We start from the raw sequence: 19,496 nt of genomic DNA on the forward strand, positions 1-19,496 counted from the left end.
GAGTACAGGCGCGGACGCGCTTGCGTTGCGAGCGCGTCACGCTGGTGGTTGGCCAAAACCATTCTCGCGAGAACATATGTTCCGGCCGCCGCGCCTGCGCCCGGGCGCGGCGCGGCGGCCGCGGCGGCGATTCGTCAAGCAGGCCGTCGCGCGTGCGCCGCGCCTATCGCGGCAGGAACTCGTTCACCAGGCCGCCGATCAGATCCTTCGATGCGATACGGTCGAGCGTGTCGAGGTCCCATCCGCCCTCGCGGTAGAGCGAGCGCGCCGGCTCGGGCTCGGCATAGATACCGACCAGGTCGCCGCCGACCACGAAGGTCCGGCCGTTGACGTTCGCGGCCGCCTCCGTGCAGAGCCATACCACCAGCGCCGCCACCTGTTCGGGCTTGTTCTGCAGGCCGCTGCGATCGATCGCCGGCGCCGCCGTCGGCCCGAGCGTCGCGCGCATCCGCTCGATCGCAGCGGCCGCGCCCTCGTCGAACAGCCGCGTAGCCGCGCGCGGCCGTATCGCGTTGCAGCGCACGCCGTAGCGCCCGAGGTCGCGCGCAACCGTGCGCGTCAGGCCGACGATTCCCTCCTTGGCCGCCGAATAGCTCGCCTGTCCGAAATGGCCGAGGCCCGACTCCGACGCGGTGTTCACGATCACGCCGCTCTTCTGCTCGCGGAAGATCGGGCTCGCGAAGCGGATGGTCGTGAAATGGCCTTTCAAGTGCACCGACATCATCGAGTCCCAGTCGTCTTCGGTCATGTGAAAGATAATTTTCGGCCGCACCGCGCCGGCGTTGTTGATCAGGATATCGAGTTTGCCGAAGGCATCGATCGCGGTTTTGATGATTCGCTCGCCGCCCTCCATCGAGGCGACGCTGTCGATGTTAGCGACCGCCTCGCCGCCGGCGGTGCGGATTTCCGCCGCGACCTGTCCCGCGATACCCTGGTCCGTGCCCTTGCCGAGCATGTCCGTGCCGAGGTCGTTCACCACGACCTTGGCGCCCTCGCTCGCTAGCAGCAGCGCTTCCGCGCGTCCGATTCCGCGGCCTGCTCCGGTTACGATCGCGACCTTGCCTTTGAGTCTCTGCTTTCCCTGTTGCGTTGCCATCGCCGTCTCCATTGATTTGATGCGCGTCGTTCTGCCGGCCGCGAGGCCCCTGGGGCCGCCCTCGCGAAAGGTCCGGCGAGCGAGCCTATGAATAGCGCCGAATCGTGCGCCATGCGAGAGCGCGGGCTCGAGGGAGGTTATTCTGCGCTGGCGGAGGCGAGCGGCGCGCGAGCGCGCGTTCCAAGCAGATAAATTCCGCCGGCGATCGCGGAAGAGAGCAGCATCGCCATCACGAGGCCGCCGATCACGGCCACCGCCAGCGGTTGCTGGACCTTGGCGCCGGCGCCGTAGCCGAGCGCGAGCGGCAGCAGCCCGGCCGCCGTCGCCAGCGTGGTCATCACGATCGGACGCAGCCGAACCGTCGCGGCGCCGGTCAGCGCCCGCGCAGGCGCTTCACCCGAGGCGACGCCGTGCTCGGCGCGGTCGAGTAGCAGGATGCCATTTTTGGCCGCGATGCCCGCGACCATGATCACGCCCATGAATGACGAGATGTTGAGCGTGATTCCGGTGAGCGCGAGCGCGGCGAAGCTGCCCACCAGGCAGGCGAGCGCCGCAATTACCGTGGCCAGCGCCGGCGCTAGCCGCCCGAACTCCCACAGCACGATCAGCAGCACCATCACGAGCCCGGCCGCCATCACCAGCGCGAGCTGATGGAATGCCTGCTGCTGCTGCTTGTACAGCCCGCCGAGTTCGAGCGACACGCCCGGCAGCAGCGCCATCTTCTGCAGCCGCGTCGTGATTTCGGCGAGCGCGGTGCCGAGATCGACGCCCTCGAGGCGGGCGGTGACGGGGACGACCGGGCGCAGCCGCTCGCGCGCAAGCTCGTTGGTTTCGCCGCCCCAGCGGATTTCCGCGACCGCCGTGAGCGGCACGAGAGTGCCGGACGGCGTGCGCAACTGTACCTCGGAGAGCGCGGAGAGCTCGCGATGAAAGTCCGGCGGGTAGCGCACGCGCACGTTCACCAGCCGATCGCCGGCGCTCAGCCGGGTTGCGACGGTGCCTTCGATCGCGGTTTCGAGCGTCGCGCGGATATCGTCGGCGCTAAGCCCGTAGCGCGCCGCTGCGCTTTGGTCGATCGCGATTTCTTCTTCGGGGCTGCTCACCACGATGCCGTCGAAGACGTCAACGACGCCCTTGACCCCGCTGATCTCCGCGGCCACGCGGCGCGCCGTTCGCTCGATCGCGGTCTGGTCGGCGCCGAACACTTTGACCTCGATCGGCTCGGGTACGCCCGAAAGGTCGCCGATCAAATCCTGGAGCACCTGCGAAAATTCGATATGCACGCCGGGAACCGCGGCAAGGATTCGCCCGCGCACGTCGTCCATGACGGCTTCGATGGAACGTGTGCGCTTGGGCTTGAGCCGCACCGAGAAGTCGCCGCGATCGGATTCGGTGAGAAAGAATCCCAGTTGAGTGCCGGTGCGCCGCGAGAAGGCGGCGACCTCCGGCGTCGCGCGCAGGATATCCTCGATCTTGCCGAGCAGCGCGTTGGAGTCGTCGAGCGTGCTTTGCGGCGGCGCGATGTAGTCGAGGACGAAGCCGCCTTCGTCGAGCGCGGGCAGGTAGTCGGTGCCGGCGGCGCGGTACAGCACAAAGGCCGCGACGAAGCAGGCCGCGGCGGCGATAAGCGCCAACGCCGGAACGCGGATGAACGGGCGCAACTCGGCAAGAAACGCGGCGCGCATCGCGCCGAACATCCGTCCCGGCGCACGGCTTGCGCGCCGCCATCGCCCGACCATCTCCTCCAGCGCGGGAGTAAAGAAGACCGCGAGCGCAAGCGAGATCGCAAGGCCGCCGCCGAGCGTAATCGCAAGCGCGCGAAAGAACAGCCCCGTGATGTCGGAGACGAAGACGAGCGGCATGAAGACCGCGATCACCGTGAGGGTCGAAGCGACGAGCGGGCGGCTGAGTTCGTCAAGCGCGCGCTCGACCGCGGCGCCGGTCTTAAGCCCGGTTGCATGGCCGCGATGGATCGCCTCGATCATCACGATCGCGTCGTCGATGAAGAGCCCGATCCCGGCCGCGATTCCCCCGAGCGTCATCATGTTGAACGTCATCCCGCAAAGCGCCATCACCACGAACGTGATCGCCACGGTGCAGGGCACCACGATCGCGGCCACCAGCGCGCTCAGCACGCTCATCGTGAAGATGAAGACGACGGCGACCGACAGCACCAGCCCAAGCAGGATCGCGTCGCGCACGCTTGCGACCGATTCGGCGACCAGCGCCGCCTGGTCGTAGGAAAAGGAGAACGTGACGTCGGGATAGCGCTGGCGGAATTCGGCGACGATCGCGCGGACCTCGCGCGCGATCGACTCGGTATCGCCGTCGGGGGTGCGCGAAATTCCCACCAGCACCGACGGCCCATTTTCGCTCGTGGTGCGGATGTAGTCCTCGGTGATCCCGGGATCGACGGAGGCCAGATCGCGCACGTAAACCGGCTGGTTATCGACGGTCGCAATCGGCACTCCCAAAAGTTGGTCGCTTTGATGCAGGCCGCCGGTGACGACCGTCAACAGCATCCTATGCTGGTCGAGAACGCGGCCTGCCGACGCGATCACGTTGGCCTTGCCAAGCCCGCTCACCACCTGGTCCGGGGTTAGCCCGTGCGCGAGCATCCGCGCCGGATCCAGCCGCACCACGTATTCGCGGTATTTGGCGCCGACCATCTCGACCCGGAAAACGCCGCCGATGCGATGGAGGCTCGGGACCAGGTCGTAAAACGCGACGTCGGTGAGCTCGGTCAGGTTGCGCACGTGCGAGCTAAGGCTCAAATCCAGAATCGGGAACGTGCCGGTGGTCAGTAATCGGGTATTGACCGTGGTCCCGGGCGGCAGATGCGCGCGAGCCTCGGCCAGCGCCGCGCCGAGCAGTTCGAAGCTGGTCGTGGGATCGCTGCTCTCGGCGAAGGTGACGTCGATTTCGGCGCTGCCGCGCGTGGTGGTCGAGCGCACGAGCGTGGTCCCGGCAACGTTGTACGCAGCCTCTTCCAGCGGGCGGGTCACCGCGACCAGCATCTGGCTTGCGGGAAGCTCGGCGCTGTCGGCGAGGATGATGGCGCGATGGAAAACGAACTCGGGAAAGACCGCGTTGGGAATCGATCGCGCCAGGATCACGCCGAGGGCGCTGAGCGCGATCACGGCGAAGAGCGAGAGCAGGGTGCTGCGGCGGCTCATCGATTCGGCAATCAGGGCTGTTGCGGCGCGGTTTCGGCAGCCGGCGAGGCAGCCGCGGCGGGCGCCACGGACGCGCGCACCTCAAGGCCGTCGGAAAGGGCGTAGCCGCCCGAGGTGATGACCAGATCGCCGGGCTTGAGTCCCTCGGTCACCTGCACTTCGGCTGGGCCGCGAATTCCGACGGCGACGACGGTGCGATGCGCATGATTCTCGCCGCCCACAGTGAAGACGTAGGAGTTGTGCCGTTCGGCGTCCTCGAACAGCGCGGCCTTCGGTATCACGATTGCGTCCGGAACGAACTTCGTCGTTATCCGAACCTCGACCGAGGCGCCGATTTCGCTGATGCGATCCTTGCCCGTGAACTGCACCCACACGGGCGCAGTGGTTCCACCTGCGGAAAAGGTGGGCGAGAGCGTCCAGACGCGCCCAGGATAGACGACGCCGGGTTTGAGCACGGAGACGACCGCCGCGTCCATCCCGACCTTGAGCGTGCCGAGCTGGTTGATGGGAGCATGCGCGTCGACATAAACGCTTGAAGGATCGACCAGCTCAACCAACGGGTCGAATTCGTTGACCACCTGTCCGGGACTGACGACGCGCAGCGTGACGAGCGCGTCCAGCGGCACGCGCACGGCGATTCCCGGACCGCTCGAGTAGCGCTTGACCGAGCGCGCCAGCGAGGCGGCTTCGGCGGGGTCGATCTTTTGCGCGGCCTCGACGCCGGAGGCGGCCGCGTCCTCTTCGCGATTGACGACATGAGCGATCACTTCGCCGCGGCGGACGGAAGTGCCGGTGGTCAGCGCAAGTCCCACGATACGTCCCGCGGCCGGTGCGCGCAGCGTAAGCGTGCGCAGCGCGGCGGTGACGCCCGGAAGAACGATCTGCTCGCGCATCGGCGCGACCGCGGCGCGAGCCGCGCTTACCACGAGCACCACCTTGGGCACGGCTTCGCCCGGCGCCTGTTGATCGGTCGAACTCGTACGGCACGCTGCCGCACTAAGTGTCGCGAGCAGTGCTAGCGCGCCCAGGAGAAGTTTCGCGGCGATACGCGGTCTCATTGGTCGCGGCCGAGCACCAGTGCTCCCTGGGCGACTGCCTGGCGCGCGCCGAAAGCCTGGTCCGGCCGCGCCACGCGCAACTGTTCGAGCTGCTGAAAGGCGTCGAGCACCTCGAGCAGCGTGACGTTGCCGCCGCCGAGAAAGCGCGCCCAAGTCAGGGCGAAGTTGTCCTGCGCGGTGGGTTCCGCATCCGAGAGCATCGTGAGCTGATCGAGCGCCTGCCGGTAGCGCGGCTCGGCGTCGGCCAATTGCTTGCGCAGATCGAGTTCGACCTGGCGCATCTGGGCTTCTGCTGCCGCCACTTTGGCTTGCGCCTCGTCGATATGGGCGGAAATCACGCCGCCGTCAAAAATCGGCATCGAGACCAGGCCGTCGTACGACGCGCCGCCGTTGTGCGGAAAGGTGTGCGGCGGGTTGATCCCCTGCCATCCTGCGGTCAGCGCGAGCTTCACGGTCGGATAACGCTCGCGCTCGGCCGCCTGCACCGCGGACCTGGCCGAAGCGACGCTTCGCTGCGCGGCCTCGAGCATCGGGTTGCGCGAAAGGTCCTTACCCGGCCACGCAGGCACGCCGCTGACCTCGGCGGCGCTGATATCCGACGGGCCGAGCCGGCCGATCAGCACGCCCAGCACGGCGGCGGCGCGCTCGACATTATGATGCGCGCTCGAGCGCGCGAGCGCCGCGCTGTTGCTCGCCGTCCGCACCTTGAGCTCGTCGTTGGCAATCGCACGCCCGCTTTTGCGCAATGCCTTGACCACCGCCACGTAGCGCCTGAGCCGCTCGTCATCGGCGTTGTACTCGCGTTCAATTTCCTGTGCGCGAAGCAGGTCGTAGTAAGCGACCGTGGTATCGAAGATTATCTGTGCCCGCGCTGCGCGTACGCCGAAACTGTCGGCCTCGCTCTGGTAGAGCGCCGCGCGCGCCGCGGCCAGGCGGCGGCCGAAGTCGAAGGCCGTGTAGTTGAGCGAGAGCATCGCATCCGAGAGCCCGCCGTTGGTTATCGCGACGCTGTAGCCCGGCGCCTGCATGTATTCGGAATCGACCGAGAGAGAAGGATAGAGCGGCGCGCGCGCCTCGCGCGCCATCGCCGCGCTCAAATCGCTCTGCGCGCCGGCCGAGGCGATCGTCGGCGCGAAGGCGAGCGCGTGCTGGATCGCCTGGTCGAGCGTAAGCGTCTCGCCGAGCGCGGGCGCGCACAGTCCCAAAATCGTCAGGGCCGCTGTTGCGAGCGCCGAGAGGTAGCGGACTGACGATAGGGCGCGCATGGTCTCGAAAACTCCATCCTTTGAGCGATACCTGCGGAGTGTCCGGATCACATTTAACAAGCGCCCGTCGAGGCGGCTAATTAACAAACGTTCATGTTTGGACGGGCGCCAATGCGCGGATTACGCGAGTTCTTGGAGAGCCCTACGCCAGCCTCATGCGAGCGGCAGGCGAACCTGGATCTCGCAGCCGCCGCCGGCGCGATTGGCGGCGCGGATATCGCCGCCATGGCGGCGCACGATTTCGCGGCTGAGCGCGAGACCGAGGCCGCTGCCCGCGCCGTTGGCGCTACGGCTCCGATAGAAGGGTTCGAAGACGTGATCGAGGTCGCGCGGGTCGATGCCGGGGCCGCTGTCGCGCACTGAAAGCACCGCTGCGGATCCCTCAGCGCTCACGTCAAATTCGATCCGGCCGCGTTCGGGAGTGAACTTGACCGCGTTGTCCAGCAGGTTGAGCATCAGGCGGCGCAAATCGGCGGCGCCCCCGCGCACGATGATCGCTCTGCGCGTCCCGTCCGCATCCGTGCAGTCGAAATTTTGCGCGAACACCTGACGCCTCGATTCGGCGAGCGTCTGCGCCATCGCGGACGCTTCAGCCACGATTTTCGCCAGATCCACCGGCGCGCGCTCCGCCGCGGGTTCGGCGTCCAGCCGCGCGAGCGCGAGCAAGTCTTCCGCCATAACACAAAGGCGCTCGACTTCGGCCATCGCTTGCTCGAGCGCCAGGCGGCTCTCGACCGCGTCGCGGGGCCGCTGCAAGGTGACTTCCAGGCCGCTGCGCAGAACGGCCAGCGGCGTGCGCAGTTCATGGGCGGCCTCTGAGACAAAGCGCTGCTGCGCAGCTGACGCATGCTCAAGCCGCTCGAGCAGCTGATTGATAGCAGAGATGAGCCGCTCCGCTTCATCCTGCACCGGCGGGAGCGCGAGGCGCCGGTCGAGGTCGCGCGGCCCGATACGCGCGAGCGCGCCGGTGACTTCGTTAAGCGGTGCGAGCGCCCGTCCGGCCATCCAGTAGCCGCCCGCGACTGAGAGCGCGAGGATGATCGGGATGACCAGCAGTAGGGCGTTGCGCAGATGCGCGATGGTCCGTCGCACGGGCGCGGCGTTGACGCCGTCCTCGAGCAATGCGGGCGCTCCGTTGAGCTCGAGCGGGATGAGCGCGAAGCGGTAACGATGCTGCCGGCCGTCGGCGACGCCTGGTGGCTTCGAGCGAGCGTCGGGCAGGTCGGCGCTAGCGGCGCCGGCGTCGAAGAGGACGCCGCCGCCCGAGAGCAGACGCACGCGGCGCTCCGGCCCGAGGTCTTTCTCCCGGCTCAGCCGCTGGAGAGTCGCATTTATGTCGGTGGCCGAGGAATGAGAGATCGCAGATGCGGTCGTGTCGGCCTCTTCCATCAAGGCTGCGTCGAGCGTTCCCCACATCGCGCGCGAGAACAGCGCCATGATGAGCAATCCGGCCGCCAGCAGGATCATCCCCGTGATAGCGGTCCAGTAGATAGTGAGCCGCAGCCGAATACTCAATCGGAGCCTCTGTTGCTGCTCTTTTGCGCCGGCAAATCCAGACGAAGCAGGTAGCCCGCGCCGCGCACCGTGACGATCAGAGGCGGCCGATTGACCAGTTCGATTTTCTGGCGCAGGCGATTGATAAACACTTCGACGATGTTCGACATCGCGTTGTAGTCTTTGCCCCAGACCGCCTCTCCGATCATGTCGCGCGTCACGGTCAGTCCGGCATGGCGCACCAGGTACTCGAGCACCATCAATTCTTTGGGCGAGAGGTCCAGGGCGCGGCCGCCGCGCGAAGCGGTGCGGCGCGAGGTGTCGATTACGATATCGTCCGCTTCGAGCACGCGCTCCGCGGCGGCACTTCTCCGCCGTAGCAGCGCGCGCACGCGCGCCAGCAGTTCGCTGAAGGCGAACGGTTTGGTCAGATAGTCGTCGCCGCCGGCGTCCAGGCCGCGAACGCGTTCGTCGGTCGAATCGCGGGCGGTCAGGATGAGAACCCCAAGTGCGGCGCCGGCCGCGCGCACGTCGGCGAGAAATTCCAGGCCGTCTCGATCGGGAAGACGCAGGTCGAGCAGCATCAGATCGTAGCCGTTGCGTTCGAGCGCCGTGCGCGCAGCCTCGGCGTTTTCCGCGACCTCGACGGCGAAGCCGGCCTCGCCAAGCCCGCGTTTGAGATTAGCGGCGAGTTTCGGTTCGTCCTCAACTATCAGCAGGTGCGCGGCGGCGGGCATCTTGTGCCTCGGGTTGGGCCTCGTGCGTTGGCGATCCGGCTCTCGGCCGCGATCCGGTTTTCAGCCGATCGCCACGAGCGTACAACGCAGACGGCGCCTGCGCGATACCGTTCAAATCACGAGCGAGAGCACGCCGGCGGCGATCAGCGCGCCCGCCCAGACCGCGTCGAGGTTGATCCAGGCGCTCCGCAGGAACGCCAGTCCGACGCGGTCATAGACCACGACGGCGATCGTGCCCATGGCGAGCAGCATGGCGGACGTGTGCAGCAGCACGACCGCCGCATCCTGCGCGAACGAGAGCGACGGGCCCATCGCGGCCATCGATTGATGCATCAGCCGCCCGTGCAGTCCGTGCATCATCTGATGATGCATCTCCGCGCCGCCCGGCATGTCCATCAGGATCGGAAATAGCATCAGGCCCGCGCCATGGGCCGAGGCCATCAGGAACGACCAGAAGGCAAGCTCGTACCACTTCACCCGCATCGCCACCCATCGCGGATGCGCGCGCGGCCATAGATAGCGAAACGCGCCGAACAGGATCAGAATGCCGGCGCCGGCGGGGCGCAACCATGGAGACGCGGCGGCGAATCGCGCCCATCCGATCAGCGCGACCACTGCGGCGATCGAAACCAGGTGGCCCAGTGCGATCGGTCCGAGCGCCGCGAAGACCCTGGCGCGGCGACGCTCCTGCAGCCCCAGCGCGACCGCGAACAGCCATCCCATCGACGGATCGAGGCCGTGGTAAGCGCCAAGCGCGGCGATCGCGATCCACGGCCAGACCGCGGTCACGGGTAGCAGAACGAATCAGACGAGCAGTCGCCGCCCTCCAGATGTATCTGATGCGGACGTTCGCCCTCGAAGGGGATAAAGAAGTTGGGGTCGAGCGCCATACCGCCGTTCGGCTCGGCATCGACCTTGACAATCCATCCGCGCATGCCCTCGGGATAGAACTGTTCGTCGAGCGCCGAGTAGAGCGAGTTGGTCACGTAGATGCGGCGGCCGTCGCGGCTGATCTCGAGCATCTGCGGCGCGCCGTTGACCTTGCCGGCCTTGGGATGGGGCGTACGCGAAGCCATCCCGCCGATCCGCACCGAGCCGGTCTGGCGCGGATGAAACGGGTCGCTCACGTCATACTGCTTGAGCTCGCCCGTACCCCAGCACGATGCGTAAAGGAACCGGTCGTCGAGGCTGAGCGCTATCTCGGGCACTAGCGGCGGCGCAGCCTTGAACTGCTTGAGCACCGGCGGCAGCAGCGTCGGGTCGGCGGGCTCGGCGGGAATCTCGATAACCTTGCGCGCGGCCCATTTGCCGTTGCCGTTCTCGCGATGCCACAGCCAGATTCCGGCGCTCAGGTCCTTGGTCGAAAGAACCGTGCAGACGAAGCCGTAGGCTCTGGTCGGATCATGCGCCGGCCGCAGCTCAAGCGACATCTGATGCTCCTTGCCAAGGTCGATTTCCTGCAGATGGCGGCGCTTGCGCAGGTCCCAAATGTGGAGCCGATGGCCGTAGTCGCCCTTGACCAGGCGCTCGAGGCTCAGCCCGTTCTCGAACATGTCGGGCGTGCCCCATTCGCTGCTGATTCCGACGTCGTAACCGATGTGCCACCAGAAATCGTAGGCAAGGAACTGCGGGCCGCGATCGACTTCCCATCGGCCGAGCACGTCGAAGCTCTCGTGATCGAGCAGAAAAACTCCGCCGGGGCCGCCGCCGGTCGCGTTGCCCATCGCGCTGACATAGATTGCGTCGGGCCCGCAATGGAACGTATGCGGACGGCTATACCCGGCGCGCGTTGCGATTTCCTCGGGTTCGATGACCTTGACGATTTTCGGCGCGCGCGGGTTGGGCTTGGTATCGATGACGTGGATGCGCGAAGAGCGCAGGCCCGGGACCAGCAGGTAGCGGCGCTCGACGTGCGGATGCGGGGAATACGGGCAGAGCGCGGCGCTGCACGCGTTCCATCCGAAGTGATGCAGCTCGTTGCCTGCGTTGGGCATCTCGACCCGTCCGACGACGCTCGCGAACGTCGGCGAGCCGGGATCGAGGTCGAGCACGTTGATCGCGTCGCGCTTGCCGTGTTTGGGATCGAGGCTGAAGGTCGCGACGTAGCCGAGCCGCTCGCGTGGCCCCTCCATCGCCATCCGCGGCGAAGGATAAAACGTCTGGTCGGGCTTCCAAAGCATCGGCGTAACTCCCCTTTCGTTCGATGGGTGATTCTCGACTTTAGATACAGAAAATATCCGGTTCAAGGATTAGCCGGATCGCGGTACCAAGTCGATCCGATGGACGGATTTTATCTTGCATTTCGGCTGCCGAAAGGGTTCAACTTGAGCGGCGCGAAAAGCGGAGGTGAAGCTCTGATGGATTCACTGCGCGGGGTCGGGGCCCTGCTCGGCCGCATCATGATGGCCTATATCTTTGTCAGCGCGGGAATCGAAAAAATCGGCGGACCGGCGGCGACCATGAATTTCATGGCGAGCGGGGGGCTGCCGCGTTCGCTGGTCCCCGAGCTTTTCGTGCTTTCGGTCGTGGTCGAGCTGGTGGGCGGTCTGATGCTGGCGGCCGGATGGCACGCCGAATTGGCGTCGCTGATCATGTTTTTGTTCATGATCCCCGTCACGATCATTTTCCACGTTTCGACCGGGCAAACCGTCGAATGGGAAAAGAACCTCGCGATCATGGGCGGACTGCTGATGGTCGCGGTGCTCGGCCCCGGCGGTATGAGCCTGCGCCGCGCGCGAAAATAGCACGAGCGCCATACGGCGCCCGCCAATCCCGGCCGGAAGCCGCACCGCGCTCGCGACGATCTATGGCGATGCTGCCCGCTACTGGCGGGCGCTCTCGCCCGTCGCCTGTTTCACCAGCGTGCTGAGCTCGCCGCTTTCGTATAGCTCGCGCACGATATCGCATCCGCCGACGAACTTGCCGTTGATGTAAACCTGCGGAATGGTCGGCCAATTACTGTAGGTCTTGACCGCTTCGCGCACTTCCTGGTCGGTGAGCACGTCGACGGTGGAGTAGGGCGCGCCTAACTCCTCGAATACCTGGACGGTCGCGGCCGAGAATCCGCATTGCGGAAAGTTGCGGTTGCCCTTCATGAAGATGACGATCTTGTCGCCGTTGATCGCGTTGCGGATTCGCTCGATTGCATCGGCCATATGAATTCTCACCTCCGGTTCTGATACTGGCTCGGGGTCATCACCTTGAGCGTCAGCGCGTGGACGCGCGCCTTCATCGCGTCCCCCAGCGACCCGTATACTGCCTGATGGCGTTCGACCAGGCCCTTGCCCTCGAAGCTTTCGCTCACCACCAGCGCTTCGAAATGATCGCCGCCGCCGGTGAAATCGCGCACCTCGACCAGGGCGCCCGGCAAGCCGCGCTCGATCATTTCCTTGATTTCCTGCGCTTCCATCGAACCCCCAGTCTAGCCTTCGGGCGCGGCGGCGTCGAGCGGCGGCGGCGTCGCCGGCACGACCTCGTCGAAGCGCGCATAGTCAATTTCAAACGAGCCGTCGGGGAGTTCCAGCAGAACGTCGGCGAAGCGCGTGCCCCAGGCGATTTCGTCCGCGGTCCATACGCAGCGCACATGGACGTTTTGCAGAAACGATTCGTCCATCCCGACCAGCGAAGCGATAATCAGGCTGCGCGAGGCCTTCATCGAGGCGGCCGTTTCGCCGAAGAGCGGGCTCCGCTCGTCGATCGGATGAATCACGGTCCAACTGAGCGAGAACAATGCGTTGCGCGAGCGCGCGAGACGCAGGTCGTAGAAACGGCGCATGCTCTCACCCTCGCGGGTTGTCTCCCAGCGCGACACGACGACGTGGATCTGCGCTTCGACGATCCGGTTGGAGCGTTGGTTCATCGTGCGAAACATCAGTGACGGCACGCCGTCGCGGGGCGAAATCGCCATCACCCGGCTGAAGCGCACGCGCGCCGTCGGCCGCGAGAAACGCGCGAAGACCAGTCCCGTCGCCACCGCGAACGCGATCAAGCCGCTCATCGCCTCGATGCTCACCAGCACGTTCGAGCCGAGCGACTGCGGCGACATCGTTCCATATCCGATCGTCGCCATCGTCTGTATGCTGAAAAAGAAAGCGTCGGCGAACGAGCCCGGGCGGGCGTTGGCGACGCCGCCGTCGCCCATGTAGGCGAGCGCGAAAAGGCAGTTGATAAGGCCGACTGCGGCGAAGATTATCCCGAGCAGCGCCGGCCATGAAATTGTGGTCAGGTAAAAGTAGAGATCGCTTATCGCTGGGCGCGGCATTCCCGACGTCACGCGGCCGATCAACTCGCGGTCCTGGGCGCTGAATTCTGCGTTGGTCGAACCCTGCTTCACACGAATCTTCCGCGCTCGAGGTGCTCTTCGCTAAACCTGTTCCACCACGGTTGCGATACCCTGGCCGATTCCGATGCACATCGTCGCGAGCCCCAGCGGCGCTCCGCGCCGTCGCATCTCGTGCGTCAGCGTGACCATCAGCCGCGCTCCCGAACATCCCAGCGGATGGCCGAGCGCGACCGCGCCGCCGTTGACGTTGAGCCGGTTCTCGTCGATCGTGAGTTCGGTGTTGCAGGCGAGCACCTGCGCCGCAAACGCCTCGTTGATCTCGACCAGGTCGATGTCGCCAAGCTTGAGCGCCGCACGCCCGACCACCTTGTGCACCGCCGGCACCGGTCCCCATCCCATGATCTCCGGTCTTACGCCGGCGACCGCGGTCGCGCGGATCTGCGCCATCGGTTTGATGCCCAGCGCGCGCGCCCGCTCGGCGCTCATCAGCAGCACGGCCGCCGCACCGTCGCATACCTGCGAAGAGTTGCCTGCCGTGACCTGGCCGTCGGGCTTGAATGACGGCTTCAGCGCCGCCAGCCGATCCATGCTGGTGTCGGGGCGCGGCCCCTGGTCGACGTCGATCGTTCCGTTCGCCAGCTTCACTGGCACCATCTCTTCCTTGAAGCGCTCGCGCGCCGCGATCGCGCGCTGATGCGACCGCAGCGAGAACGCGTCGGCCTGCTCGCGCGTAATCTTGTACGTCGCGGCCAGCCGCTCCGCCGTCAGGCCCATCACGAACATGTCCTGCGGAAAGAGGTCGAGCAGCTTCGAATTGGGCAGCAGCCCGGAGCCCATCGGCACGTGACTCATCTGCTCGACGCCGCCGGCAATCGCGACCTCGCCCGCGCCGATCATGATTTCGGAGGCGGCGAAGTTGACGGCCTGCAGGCCCGATCCGCACTGACGGTCAACCGTGGTGCCGGCGACTTCGACCGGGAGCCCCGCCAAAAGCGCGATCATGCGGCCGATGTTCAGCCCTTGCTCGCCCGACTGATTGGCGCATCCCCACACGACATCCTCGATTTCCGCCGGATCGAGCTTGCGATTGCGCTCGAGCAGCCGCCGCACGCACATCGCGGAGAGATCGTCGGCGCGGACGTCCTTGTAATAGCCCTCCTTGTTGGAGCGCCCGATTGGCGTGCGAACTCCATCAACGATTACGACGTCGCGCATGGCTTCTGCCTCCGGGGTCTTAGCTTCGACATTGTTGACATCGGGCCGAACGGCGGTCCATGAGTCTAACATGCGCCGCGCCGCGCCCGGCAAAGGTCCGATAGCAATCGCCCGAGGCCGGCGCAGCGGCGCGCTGAGGGCGGTCGAGAGAGGTCACCATGGCGGCTAGTCAGCGAAGCTCCGGCGCGGTTTCGGCCAGCCGGCAGTACGCGCCTTACGTCGAGGCGGACTGGGGTTTCAAGAATACCTGGTACCCGGCGCTTTTCAGCCACGAGCTCGGCGACAACACCGTGAGGGGCGTCACGATGGCCGGGCGCGACATCGCGCTCCGCCGCGCACGCGGCAAGGTTTACGCCTTGCGCGACCGCTGCGCGCATCGCGGAGTCAAAATGTCGCTGCGTCCGATGTGCCTGACCGACGAGACCCTGAGCTGCTGGTACCACGGCTTCACCTACGGTCTCGAAGACGGCGTGCTGAAGACGATAGTGGCCTCGCCCGACGATCCGCTGATCGGCAAGGTTCGCATCCGCACCTACCCGGTGGTGGAGCGCGCGGGGATCATCTTCGTCTTCGTCGGCGACGAGGATTTCGCACCGCTGCCGCCCCTGGAAGCCGACATGCCGATTCGGATAACCGACGACGCCAACCCTGTTCCGCACATCCTCGATGAAAAAGTTTATGTCCGCGGGATCCATCGCACCGGCAATTCCAACTGGCGTCTGGCGGCCGAAAACGGATTCGATCCGGGCCATCTGTTGATTCACTGGGACAATCAAATCGTCGCGGCGACCGACCGCAAGCTCGGGCTTGGCGTCGAGCCGATCGGCGAGGGCGCGATCAGGATTATCGACGAGCCCGAAGGTCCGAAGGGAATCATGAACATGTACAACACGCGCGCGTACAAGTTCATCATGGAGAACAAAGCGGTGAATATGCGCGCGCGCGGCAAGAACTCCTACTACGCGCGCACCTCGATGGTCCTCCCGGGGATTCTGCTGGTCGAGCATTGGCCGATCCCCGGGTGGGCGCAGTACGAATGGTATGTGCCGACCGACGACAAGCATCACGAGTACTGGGAAATCGTGGTCGGGCGCTGCCGCAACGAGGAGGAGCGGCGCGAAGCGGATTACCTTTACGATAACTTCTTCGAGCCACTAGGGTTGCGGGACTTTAACAACAACGACTTGTTCGCGCGCGAGGCGATGCAGCATTTCTACGAGCAGGGCGACGGCTGGAACCGTGAGTCGCTGTGCGCTTTCGACGCCGCGACCATCACCTGGCGCAAAGTCGCGGCGCGCTTCAACCGCGGCATCCAGGAAGCGCCCGAGTCCCAAGGCGGCCGCTAAGACCGAGACGCTCGCCTCGATGCCCGACCAAGCCGGTTCGTCGCCGCCCCCCGCCGCCCCAGCGAACGCGCATCGCGTGACGCTCCGTTTCGAGGACGGCGTCGAAAAGGAGATCGAAGCCGGCGCGGATGAATTCGTGCTCGACGCGGCGCTGCGCCAGGGCGTGCCGCTGGTTTACCAGTGTCGATCGGGAAGCTGCTCGACCTGCGTCGGACAGCTGGTGAGCGGCACGCTCGAGATGGCGCGCGAGCGCGCGCTCTCGCTTATCGCGTCGGAAATCGCGGAAGGCAAGCGCCTGCTTTGCAGTTCGCGCGCGCGCGGGTCGAGCGTGGTGCGCCTGCACTATCCGAGCGCCCTCATCTACTCGGAGGAGCGCCACAATTTCGAGGCGCGCGTCGCTGGCGTCGAATGGCCGGTGCCCTCGGTCGCGAAACTCGCGATCGCGCTCGATCGGCGCGCCGGCGTTAGCTTTCAGGCCGGCCAGTATGTCCGCATCAAGGTGCCCGGCACCGAGGAGTGGCGTTCGTACTCGATGTGCTCGACGCCGCGCGATCTGCCGAAGATGGAGTTCCTGGTGCGGATCATCCCGGGCGGTGTGATGTCCGAGTATCTGCGTTCGGCGCGCGAGGGCGAGCGGCTCGAAGTCGAAGGGCCGCTCGGCGCATTCATCCTGCATCCGGGCAAGGGACTGCATGTCTTCGTCGCCGGCGGCACCGGGCTTGCGCCGATTCTCTCGATGATCGACGAGGTTCGCCGCGCCAGCGGCCCGAAACCGAAGATGCTGCTGAGCTTCGGATGTGCGAGCGACAAGACGTTTTTCTATCGCGACGAAATCGAGTTGCGGCAGTGGTGGATTCCGCAGTTGAGCGTGCGGCTCTCGGCCGACCGCGTCGAGGACCCGGCCTCCGGGCTTATCCAGGGCACGCCGGTCAATGCGCTCGGCTCCGCGCCGATCGGCGACGGCGAGGCGATGGCCTATCTGTGCGGCCCGCCGCCGATGATCGAGGCGGCGCGCCGCCGTCTTGCCGAATTGGGCGTGAGCCCCGAGCGAATCTATGCCGAGCGCTTTGTCGCGAGCTGAACTGCGCGCACAAGAGAAGCTGAGTTTCAGATGATGCCGTCAGCGCGCAGCTCGGCGATTTTCTCCGTGTCGTAGCCCGCGACCTCGCGCAGCAACTTTTCCGTGTGTTCGCCGAGCGCCGGGGCGCGAGTGTTGGGCGTCGCGGGTATTCCCCCGGCGCCGCCCACGGTCTTGAGCGGCGAGCCCGGGACGACCAGCCCATGGAAGGTGGGATGCTCGGCGTGCAGGATCATCTGGCGCGCCTGGAGATGGGGATTGCGCGTGACCTCGGCGACGCTCGCGATCGGCGCGCACGGCACGCCGGCCTCGCCGAGCAGCTTGAGCCAATGGTCGCGCGGCCGGGCCGCGAAATGGTGGTTCAGGATCGGTTCTAGCTCGGCATGATTGGCTGTACGATCGGCGTTCTGCGCGAAGCGAGGGTCGCTCTTCAGTTCCGGCGTTCCGATCGCATCGCAAAAATTCTTCCACAGCGATTCATTGCCCGCGCCCGCGACGAAATATCCGTCAGCCGCGTGAAATTGCTGAAACGGCGTGATCGAAGGATGGCGCGAGCCGAGCGGACCCGGCACCTTTCCTGTCGCCGAGTAACGCGCGAGCGCGTCCTCGAGCAAAGCGACCTGGCAATCCAGCATCGCTACGTCCAGATGCCGGCCCACGCCGGTGCGATCGCGCAGGCGCAGGGCCGCCAGGATCGCGACCACGCCGTAGAGCGCCGCCGCCAGGTCGCCGATCGAAACTCCGCATCGCGTCGGGTCGCCGCCCGCCGGCCCCGTGATACTCATCGTGCCGCCGAGCGCCTGCGCCACGATGTCGTAGGCCGGCGCCGAAGCCATCGGCCCGCTCTGCCCGAAGCCGGAAATCGAGCACAGGATGACGCGCGGGTTGGCCGCGGAAAGTTCCGCGTAGCCCAGCCCGAAACGCTCCATCGTGCCCGGCGAAAAATTCTCCAGCACTACGTCGCAGTGCCGGACGAGGTCGAGTGCAACCGCCACGCCCGCGGGCTTGCGCAGGTCGAGGGTGGCGCTCAGCTTGCCGCGATTGACGCTGTAGAAGTAACCCGAGTCATCGGAGTTCGGAAGGCGCGGAGCGAAGCCGCGCGAGTCGTCGCCGCGCCCCGGCAGCTCCACCTTGATCACCTCGGCGCCCAGGTCCGCGAGGTTCATCGCGCAAAACGGTCCCGCAAGCACCCGGCTAAGATCGAGCACGCGGACGCCCGCAAGCGGCTTCTCATCGATCATGAGCGCTCCCCAGCACCAATCGTTCTTTCCATGCAACCTGCCTTTAGCGCCGCCGCGGCCGCGCCTGCTGCTGGGCGCGCATTGCCTCGGCCGGCGTCATGATGAGGCGTGGCTCTTCGCGCGCGCGCTCCTGTTCTTCGGCGAAGACCGCGCCGAGTTGCGTGCGAACCAGCGCCCGGAAGAACGGGACGCGGCTCGCGTCGGCGCCGTCGCGCAGCCGCGCGGCGGCGGCCGCAGCCCATTGCGCAGCCTCGCGCCGCCCGTTCCGCGCCATGTAGTACGCGACGTCCTCGAGCCGGCGGCGCACTGCCTCGGCACGTTCGCCGCGGAGCAATTCGCCGACCGCGCGCTCGACGACGAGATTGATGCGCTCTTCCTGCTGGACGCGGTTCAGCACCAGCACGCTCTCCTGGATCGATTTGATCTCGTCGAAGTATGGCTTGAGCTGGTCCGGCGGAAATTTCCATCCAGTGATTTCGGGCTCCTTGAGCAGGTCTGGCGGCGGCTCGCGATCCAGCACGGAGGCCATCTCGGCGTATATGGGATGCACGAGTTCGACCGGTGGCGGCGTGCCGACGATCTCGGTGCGCAACGTCAGAAAATTTCCGACCCGCGAGCGCTTGTCGGGCGGGGTGCGGCGAAAAGCCTCGCACAGGATGTAGTCGGCGAGCCCCGCGTTGCCCTCGACCATCGCGACGCCCGCGCGCCGTTCCATCTCGGCGCGTTCGCTGCGCAACTCGCGGCGCGAGAGTTCGCTCAGCGCGACGTTGATGAGCCCTTCGGCGTCCGCGAGCAATGCCCAAAGGCGCGCGACTCCTCCGCCACGGCGTTCTTTGAGCAGCCACACGATACGCGCGCCGTCGGGATCGATGGGCGAGAATAGCGCGCTCACCCTCGGGGCAACCGGCGGCGAAGCCGCCGGTTGCCCCGAGGCCGGCGCGGCGGCCGCGGCCGCCGTGATCCCGCGCTGGCGCAGCCGGAACAGCGCGCGGCGGATCTCGCGGCGCAGCGCCCCGCTTGCCCCGGTTTCCATCGCGGCCAGCATCGCCGCGGCATCCGCGCTCGCAATTGCGCCGAGCGCGCGCGCGATCGCGTTCGCGTTCACGCCGGACGCGCCGCGCAGTTCGCGCAGGCGCACGATCGCCTCGGCGGGCGGCGCGGCGGGGTCGAAGCCGGCGGCGCGGAGGCTCGCATCTTCGCGTTCGATATCGGTATGTGTCATCCGCTCCGGTCCGTTCAGCCGACCAGCCCGATGTGGGTCAGGAGTTCGCTGAGCCAGTGCGGAGGCTCTTCCCTGGCGAGCGCGTCGGCATAGTCTTCATCGCACAGGATCAGCTCGAGCTTCTTCCCACTTGCAAGACCGGGCATCGCGCGCGGCTTTCCCGGCTGATCGCAATCGAGCCGCTGGCAGAGGGTTTTCTTGACCATCGCTGTCACTCCTGCTCGGACATCGTGGGGCGCGCTTGATATTGTTGCACGGCCGCGATCCTTTCAACAGGAACGAGGCG

The 19,496-nt window shown here is 66.4% G+C and carries 18 protein-coding genes; 3 read left to right on the plus strand and 15 right to left on the minus strand.

The genetic code is table 11. From position 1 onward, the window contains the following. Positions 1-163 precede the first annotated feature (163 nt). The 8 genes from VMI09_02630 to VMI09_02665 form a co-directional block, all read right to left on the minus strand. A complete protein-coding gene (locus VMI09_02630) occupies positions 164-1,096 on the minus strand; it encodes an SDR family NAD(P)-dependent oxidoreductase (protein HTQ23563.1) in 933 nt (310 codons plus the stop codon). Positions 1,097-1,233: 137 nt separating this feature from the next. After that, positions 1,234-4,272 carry an efflux RND transporter permease subunit gene (locus tag VMI09_02635; protein ID HTQ23564.1) on the minus strand — a complete coding sequence of 1,013 codons (3,039 nt, stop codon included), beginning with the start codon at positions 4,270-4,272 and terminating at the stop codon, positions 1,234-1,236. A gap of 11 nt (positions 4,273-4,283) precedes the next feature. Then, positions 4,284-5,330 (minus strand): efflux RND transporter periplasmic adaptor subunit, encoded by a 1,047-nt coding sequence (locus VMI09_02640; protein HTQ23565.1) that lies wholly within the window; start codon positions 5,328-5,330, stop codon positions 4,284-4,286. Continuing rightward, positions 5,327-6,595, minus strand: coding sequence for a TolC family protein (locus VMI09_02645; GenBank protein HTQ23566.1), 1,269 nt, complete (start codon positions 6,593-6,595; stop codon positions 5,327-5,329). The genes VMI09_02640 and VMI09_02645 overlap by 4 nt, the downstream gene beginning before the upstream one ends. Before the next feature lie 153 nt (positions 6,596-6,748). Next, on the minus strand, positions 6,749-8,110 hold the full coding sequence (locus tag VMI09_02650; protein ID HTQ23567.1) for an ATP-binding protein: 1,362 nt from the start codon (positions 8,108-8,110) through the stop codon (positions 6,749-6,751). Further along, complete coding sequence (locus VMI09_02655; protein ID HTQ23568.1) at positions 8,107-8,826, minus strand: response regulator transcription factor; 720 nt, start codon at positions 8,824-8,826, stop codon at positions 8,107-8,109. The genes VMI09_02650 and VMI09_02655 overlap by 4 nt, the downstream gene beginning before the upstream one ends. A gap of 111 nt (positions 8,827-8,937) precedes the next feature. Then, positions 8,938-9,615: a hypothetical protein gene (locus tag VMI09_02660; protein HTQ23569.1), complete on the minus strand. Its 678-nt coding sequence runs from the start codon at positions 9,613-9,615 to the stop codon at positions 8,938-8,940. After that, positions 9,612-11,006 (minus strand): selenium-binding protein SBP56-related protein, encoded by a 1,395-nt coding sequence (locus VMI09_02665; protein ID HTQ23570.1) that lies wholly within the window; start codon positions 11,004-11,006, stop codon positions 9,612-9,614. The genes VMI09_02660 and VMI09_02665 overlap by 4 nt, the downstream gene beginning before the upstream one ends. A gap of 177 nt (positions 11,007-11,183) precedes the next feature. Between VMI09_02665 and VMI09_02670 the strand changes: the two genes are divergently transcribed. Beyond that, a complete protein-coding gene (locus tag VMI09_02670; protein HTQ23571.1) occupies positions 11,184-11,570 on the plus strand; it encodes a DoxX family protein in 387 nt (128 codons plus the stop codon). 78 nt (positions 11,571-11,648) lie between these two features. Here the strand turns inward: VMI09_02670 and grxD are convergent, their stop codons facing one another. Genes grxD through VMI09_02690 form a run of 4 tightly spaced genes read right to left on the minus strand, consistent with a single transcriptional unit; the run spans position 11,649 to position 14,323 of the window. Next, positions 11,649-11,981, minus strand: coding sequence for a Grx4 family monothiol glutaredoxin (gene grxD, locus VMI09_02675; GenBank protein ID HTQ23572.1), 333 nt, complete (start codon positions 11,979-11,981; stop codon positions 11,649-11,651). Between the two features lie 8 nt (positions 11,982-11,989). Next, a complete protein-coding gene (locus VMI09_02680) occupies positions 11,990-12,235 on the minus strand; it encodes a BolA/IbaG family iron-sulfur metabolism protein (protein HTQ23573.1) in 246 nt (81 codons plus the stop codon). A gap of 12 nt (positions 12,236-12,247) precedes the next feature. Beyond that, a complete protein-coding gene (locus VMI09_02685; GenBank protein HTQ23574.1) occupies positions 12,248-13,159 on the minus strand; it encodes an ion channel in 912 nt (303 codons plus the stop codon). 30 nt (positions 13,160-13,189) lie between these two features. Continuing rightward, on the minus strand, positions 13,190-14,323 hold the full coding sequence (locus tag VMI09_02690; GenBank protein HTQ23575.1) for a thiolase family protein: 1,134 nt from the start codon (positions 14,321-14,323) through the stop codon (positions 13,190-13,192). Positions 14,324-14,481: 158 nt separating this feature from the next. Here VMI09_02690 and VMI09_02695 point away from each other — a divergent pair, with 158 nt between their 5' ends. Continuing rightward, the gene (locus VMI09_02695; protein HTQ23576.1) at positions 14,482-15,669 is read left to right on the plus strand and encodes a Rieske 2Fe-2S domain-containing protein; all 1,188 of its coding nucleotides are present in this window, start codon (positions 14,482-14,484) and stop codon (positions 15,667-15,669) included. A gap of 19 nt (positions 15,670-15,688) precedes the next feature. Further along, complete coding sequence (locus VMI09_02700; GenBank protein ID HTQ23577.1) at positions 15,689-16,750, plus strand: FAD-binding oxidoreductase; 1,062 nt, start codon at positions 15,689-15,691, stop codon at positions 16,748-16,750. Between the two features lie 26 nt (positions 16,751-16,776). On the opposite strand, the gene VMI09_02705 is transcribed toward VMI09_02700, so the two are convergent. Genes VMI09_02705 through VMI09_02715 form a run of 3 tightly spaced genes read right to left on the minus strand, consistent with a single transcriptional unit; the run spans position 16,777 to position 19,416 of the window. After that, entirely contained in the window at positions 16,777-17,988 is a 1,212-nt protein-coding gene (locus VMI09_02705; protein ID HTQ23578.1) for a CoA transferase, read from the minus strand. Positions 17,989-18,031: 43 nt separating this feature from the next. Further along, a complete protein-coding gene (locus VMI09_02710; GenBank protein ID HTQ23579.1) occupies positions 18,032-19,210 on the minus strand; it encodes a hypothetical protein in 1,179 nt (392 codons plus the stop codon). Between the two features lie 14 nt (positions 19,211-19,224). Next, on the minus strand, positions 19,225-19,416 hold the full coding sequence (locus VMI09_02715) for a hypothetical protein (protein ID HTQ23580.1): 192 nt from the start codon (positions 19,414-19,416) through the stop codon (positions 19,225-19,227). Positions 19,417-19,496 lie beyond the last annotated feature (80 nt).

Source organism: Candidatus Binataceae bacterium (assembly GCA_035500095.1).
Taxonomy (GTDB): Bacteria; Desulfobacterota; Binatia; order Binatales; family Binataceae; genus JAKAVN01.

Excerpts from the sequence above, each read along its gene's own strand:
- VMI09_02630 (HTQ23563.1), bottom strand. The coding sequence starts at position 1,096 with ATGGCAACGCAACAGGGAAAGCAGAGACTCAAAGGCAAGGTCGCGATC.
- VMI09_02635 (HTQ23564.1), bottom strand. The coding sequence starts at position 4,272 with ATGAGCCGCCGCAGCACCCTGCTCTCGCTCTTCGCCGTGATCGCGCTC.
- VMI09_02640 (HTQ23565.1), bottom strand. The coding sequence starts at position 5,330 with ATGAGACCGCGTATCGCCGCGAAACTTCTCCTGGGCGCGCTAGCACTG.
- VMI09_02645 (HTQ23566.1), bottom strand. The coding sequence starts at position 6,595 with ATGCGCGCCCTATCGTCAGTCCGCTACCTCTCGGCGCTCGCAACAGCG.
- VMI09_02655 (HTQ23568.1), bottom strand. The coding sequence starts at position 8,826 with ATGCCCGCCGCCGCGCACCTGCTGATAGTTGAGGACGAACCGAAACTC.
- VMI09_02665 (HTQ23570.1), bottom strand. The coding sequence starts at position 11,006 with ATGCTTTGGAAGCCCGACCAGACGTTTTATCCTTCGCCGCGGATGGCG.
- VMI09_02670 (HTQ23571.1), top strand. The coding sequence starts at position 11,184 with ATGGATTCACTGCGCGGGGTCGGGGCCCTGCTCGGCCGCATCATGATG.
- grxD (HTQ23572.1), bottom strand. The coding sequence starts at position 11,981 with ATGGCCGATGCAATCGAGCGAATCCGCAACGCGATCAACGGCGACAAG.
- VMI09_02680 (HTQ23573.1), bottom strand. The coding sequence starts at position 12,235 with ATGGAAGCGCAGGAAATCAAGGAAATGATCGAGCGCGGCTTGCCGGGC.
- VMI09_02690 (HTQ23575.1), bottom strand. The coding sequence starts at position 14,323 with ATGCGCGACGTCGTAATCGTTGATGGAGTTCGCACGCCAATCGGGCGC.
- VMI09_02695 (HTQ23576.1), top strand. The coding sequence starts at position 14,482 with ATGGCGGCTAGTCAGCGAAGCTCCGGCGCGGTTTCGGCCAGCCGGCAG.
- VMI09_02700 (HTQ23577.1), top strand. The coding sequence starts at position 15,689 with ATGCCCGACCAAGCCGGTTCGTCGCCGCCCCCCGCCGCCCCAGCGAAC.
- VMI09_02705 (HTQ23578.1), bottom strand. The coding sequence starts at position 17,988 with ATGATCGATGAGAAGCCGCTTGCGGGCGTCCGCGTGCTCGATCTTAGC.
- VMI09_02710 (HTQ23579.1), bottom strand. The coding sequence starts at position 19,210 with ATGACACATACCGATATCGAACGCGAAGATGCGAGCCTCCGCGCCGCC.
- VMI09_02715 (HTQ23580.1), bottom strand. The coding sequence starts at position 19,416 with ATGGTCAAGAAAACCCTCTGCCAGCGGCTCGATTGCGATCAGCCGGGA.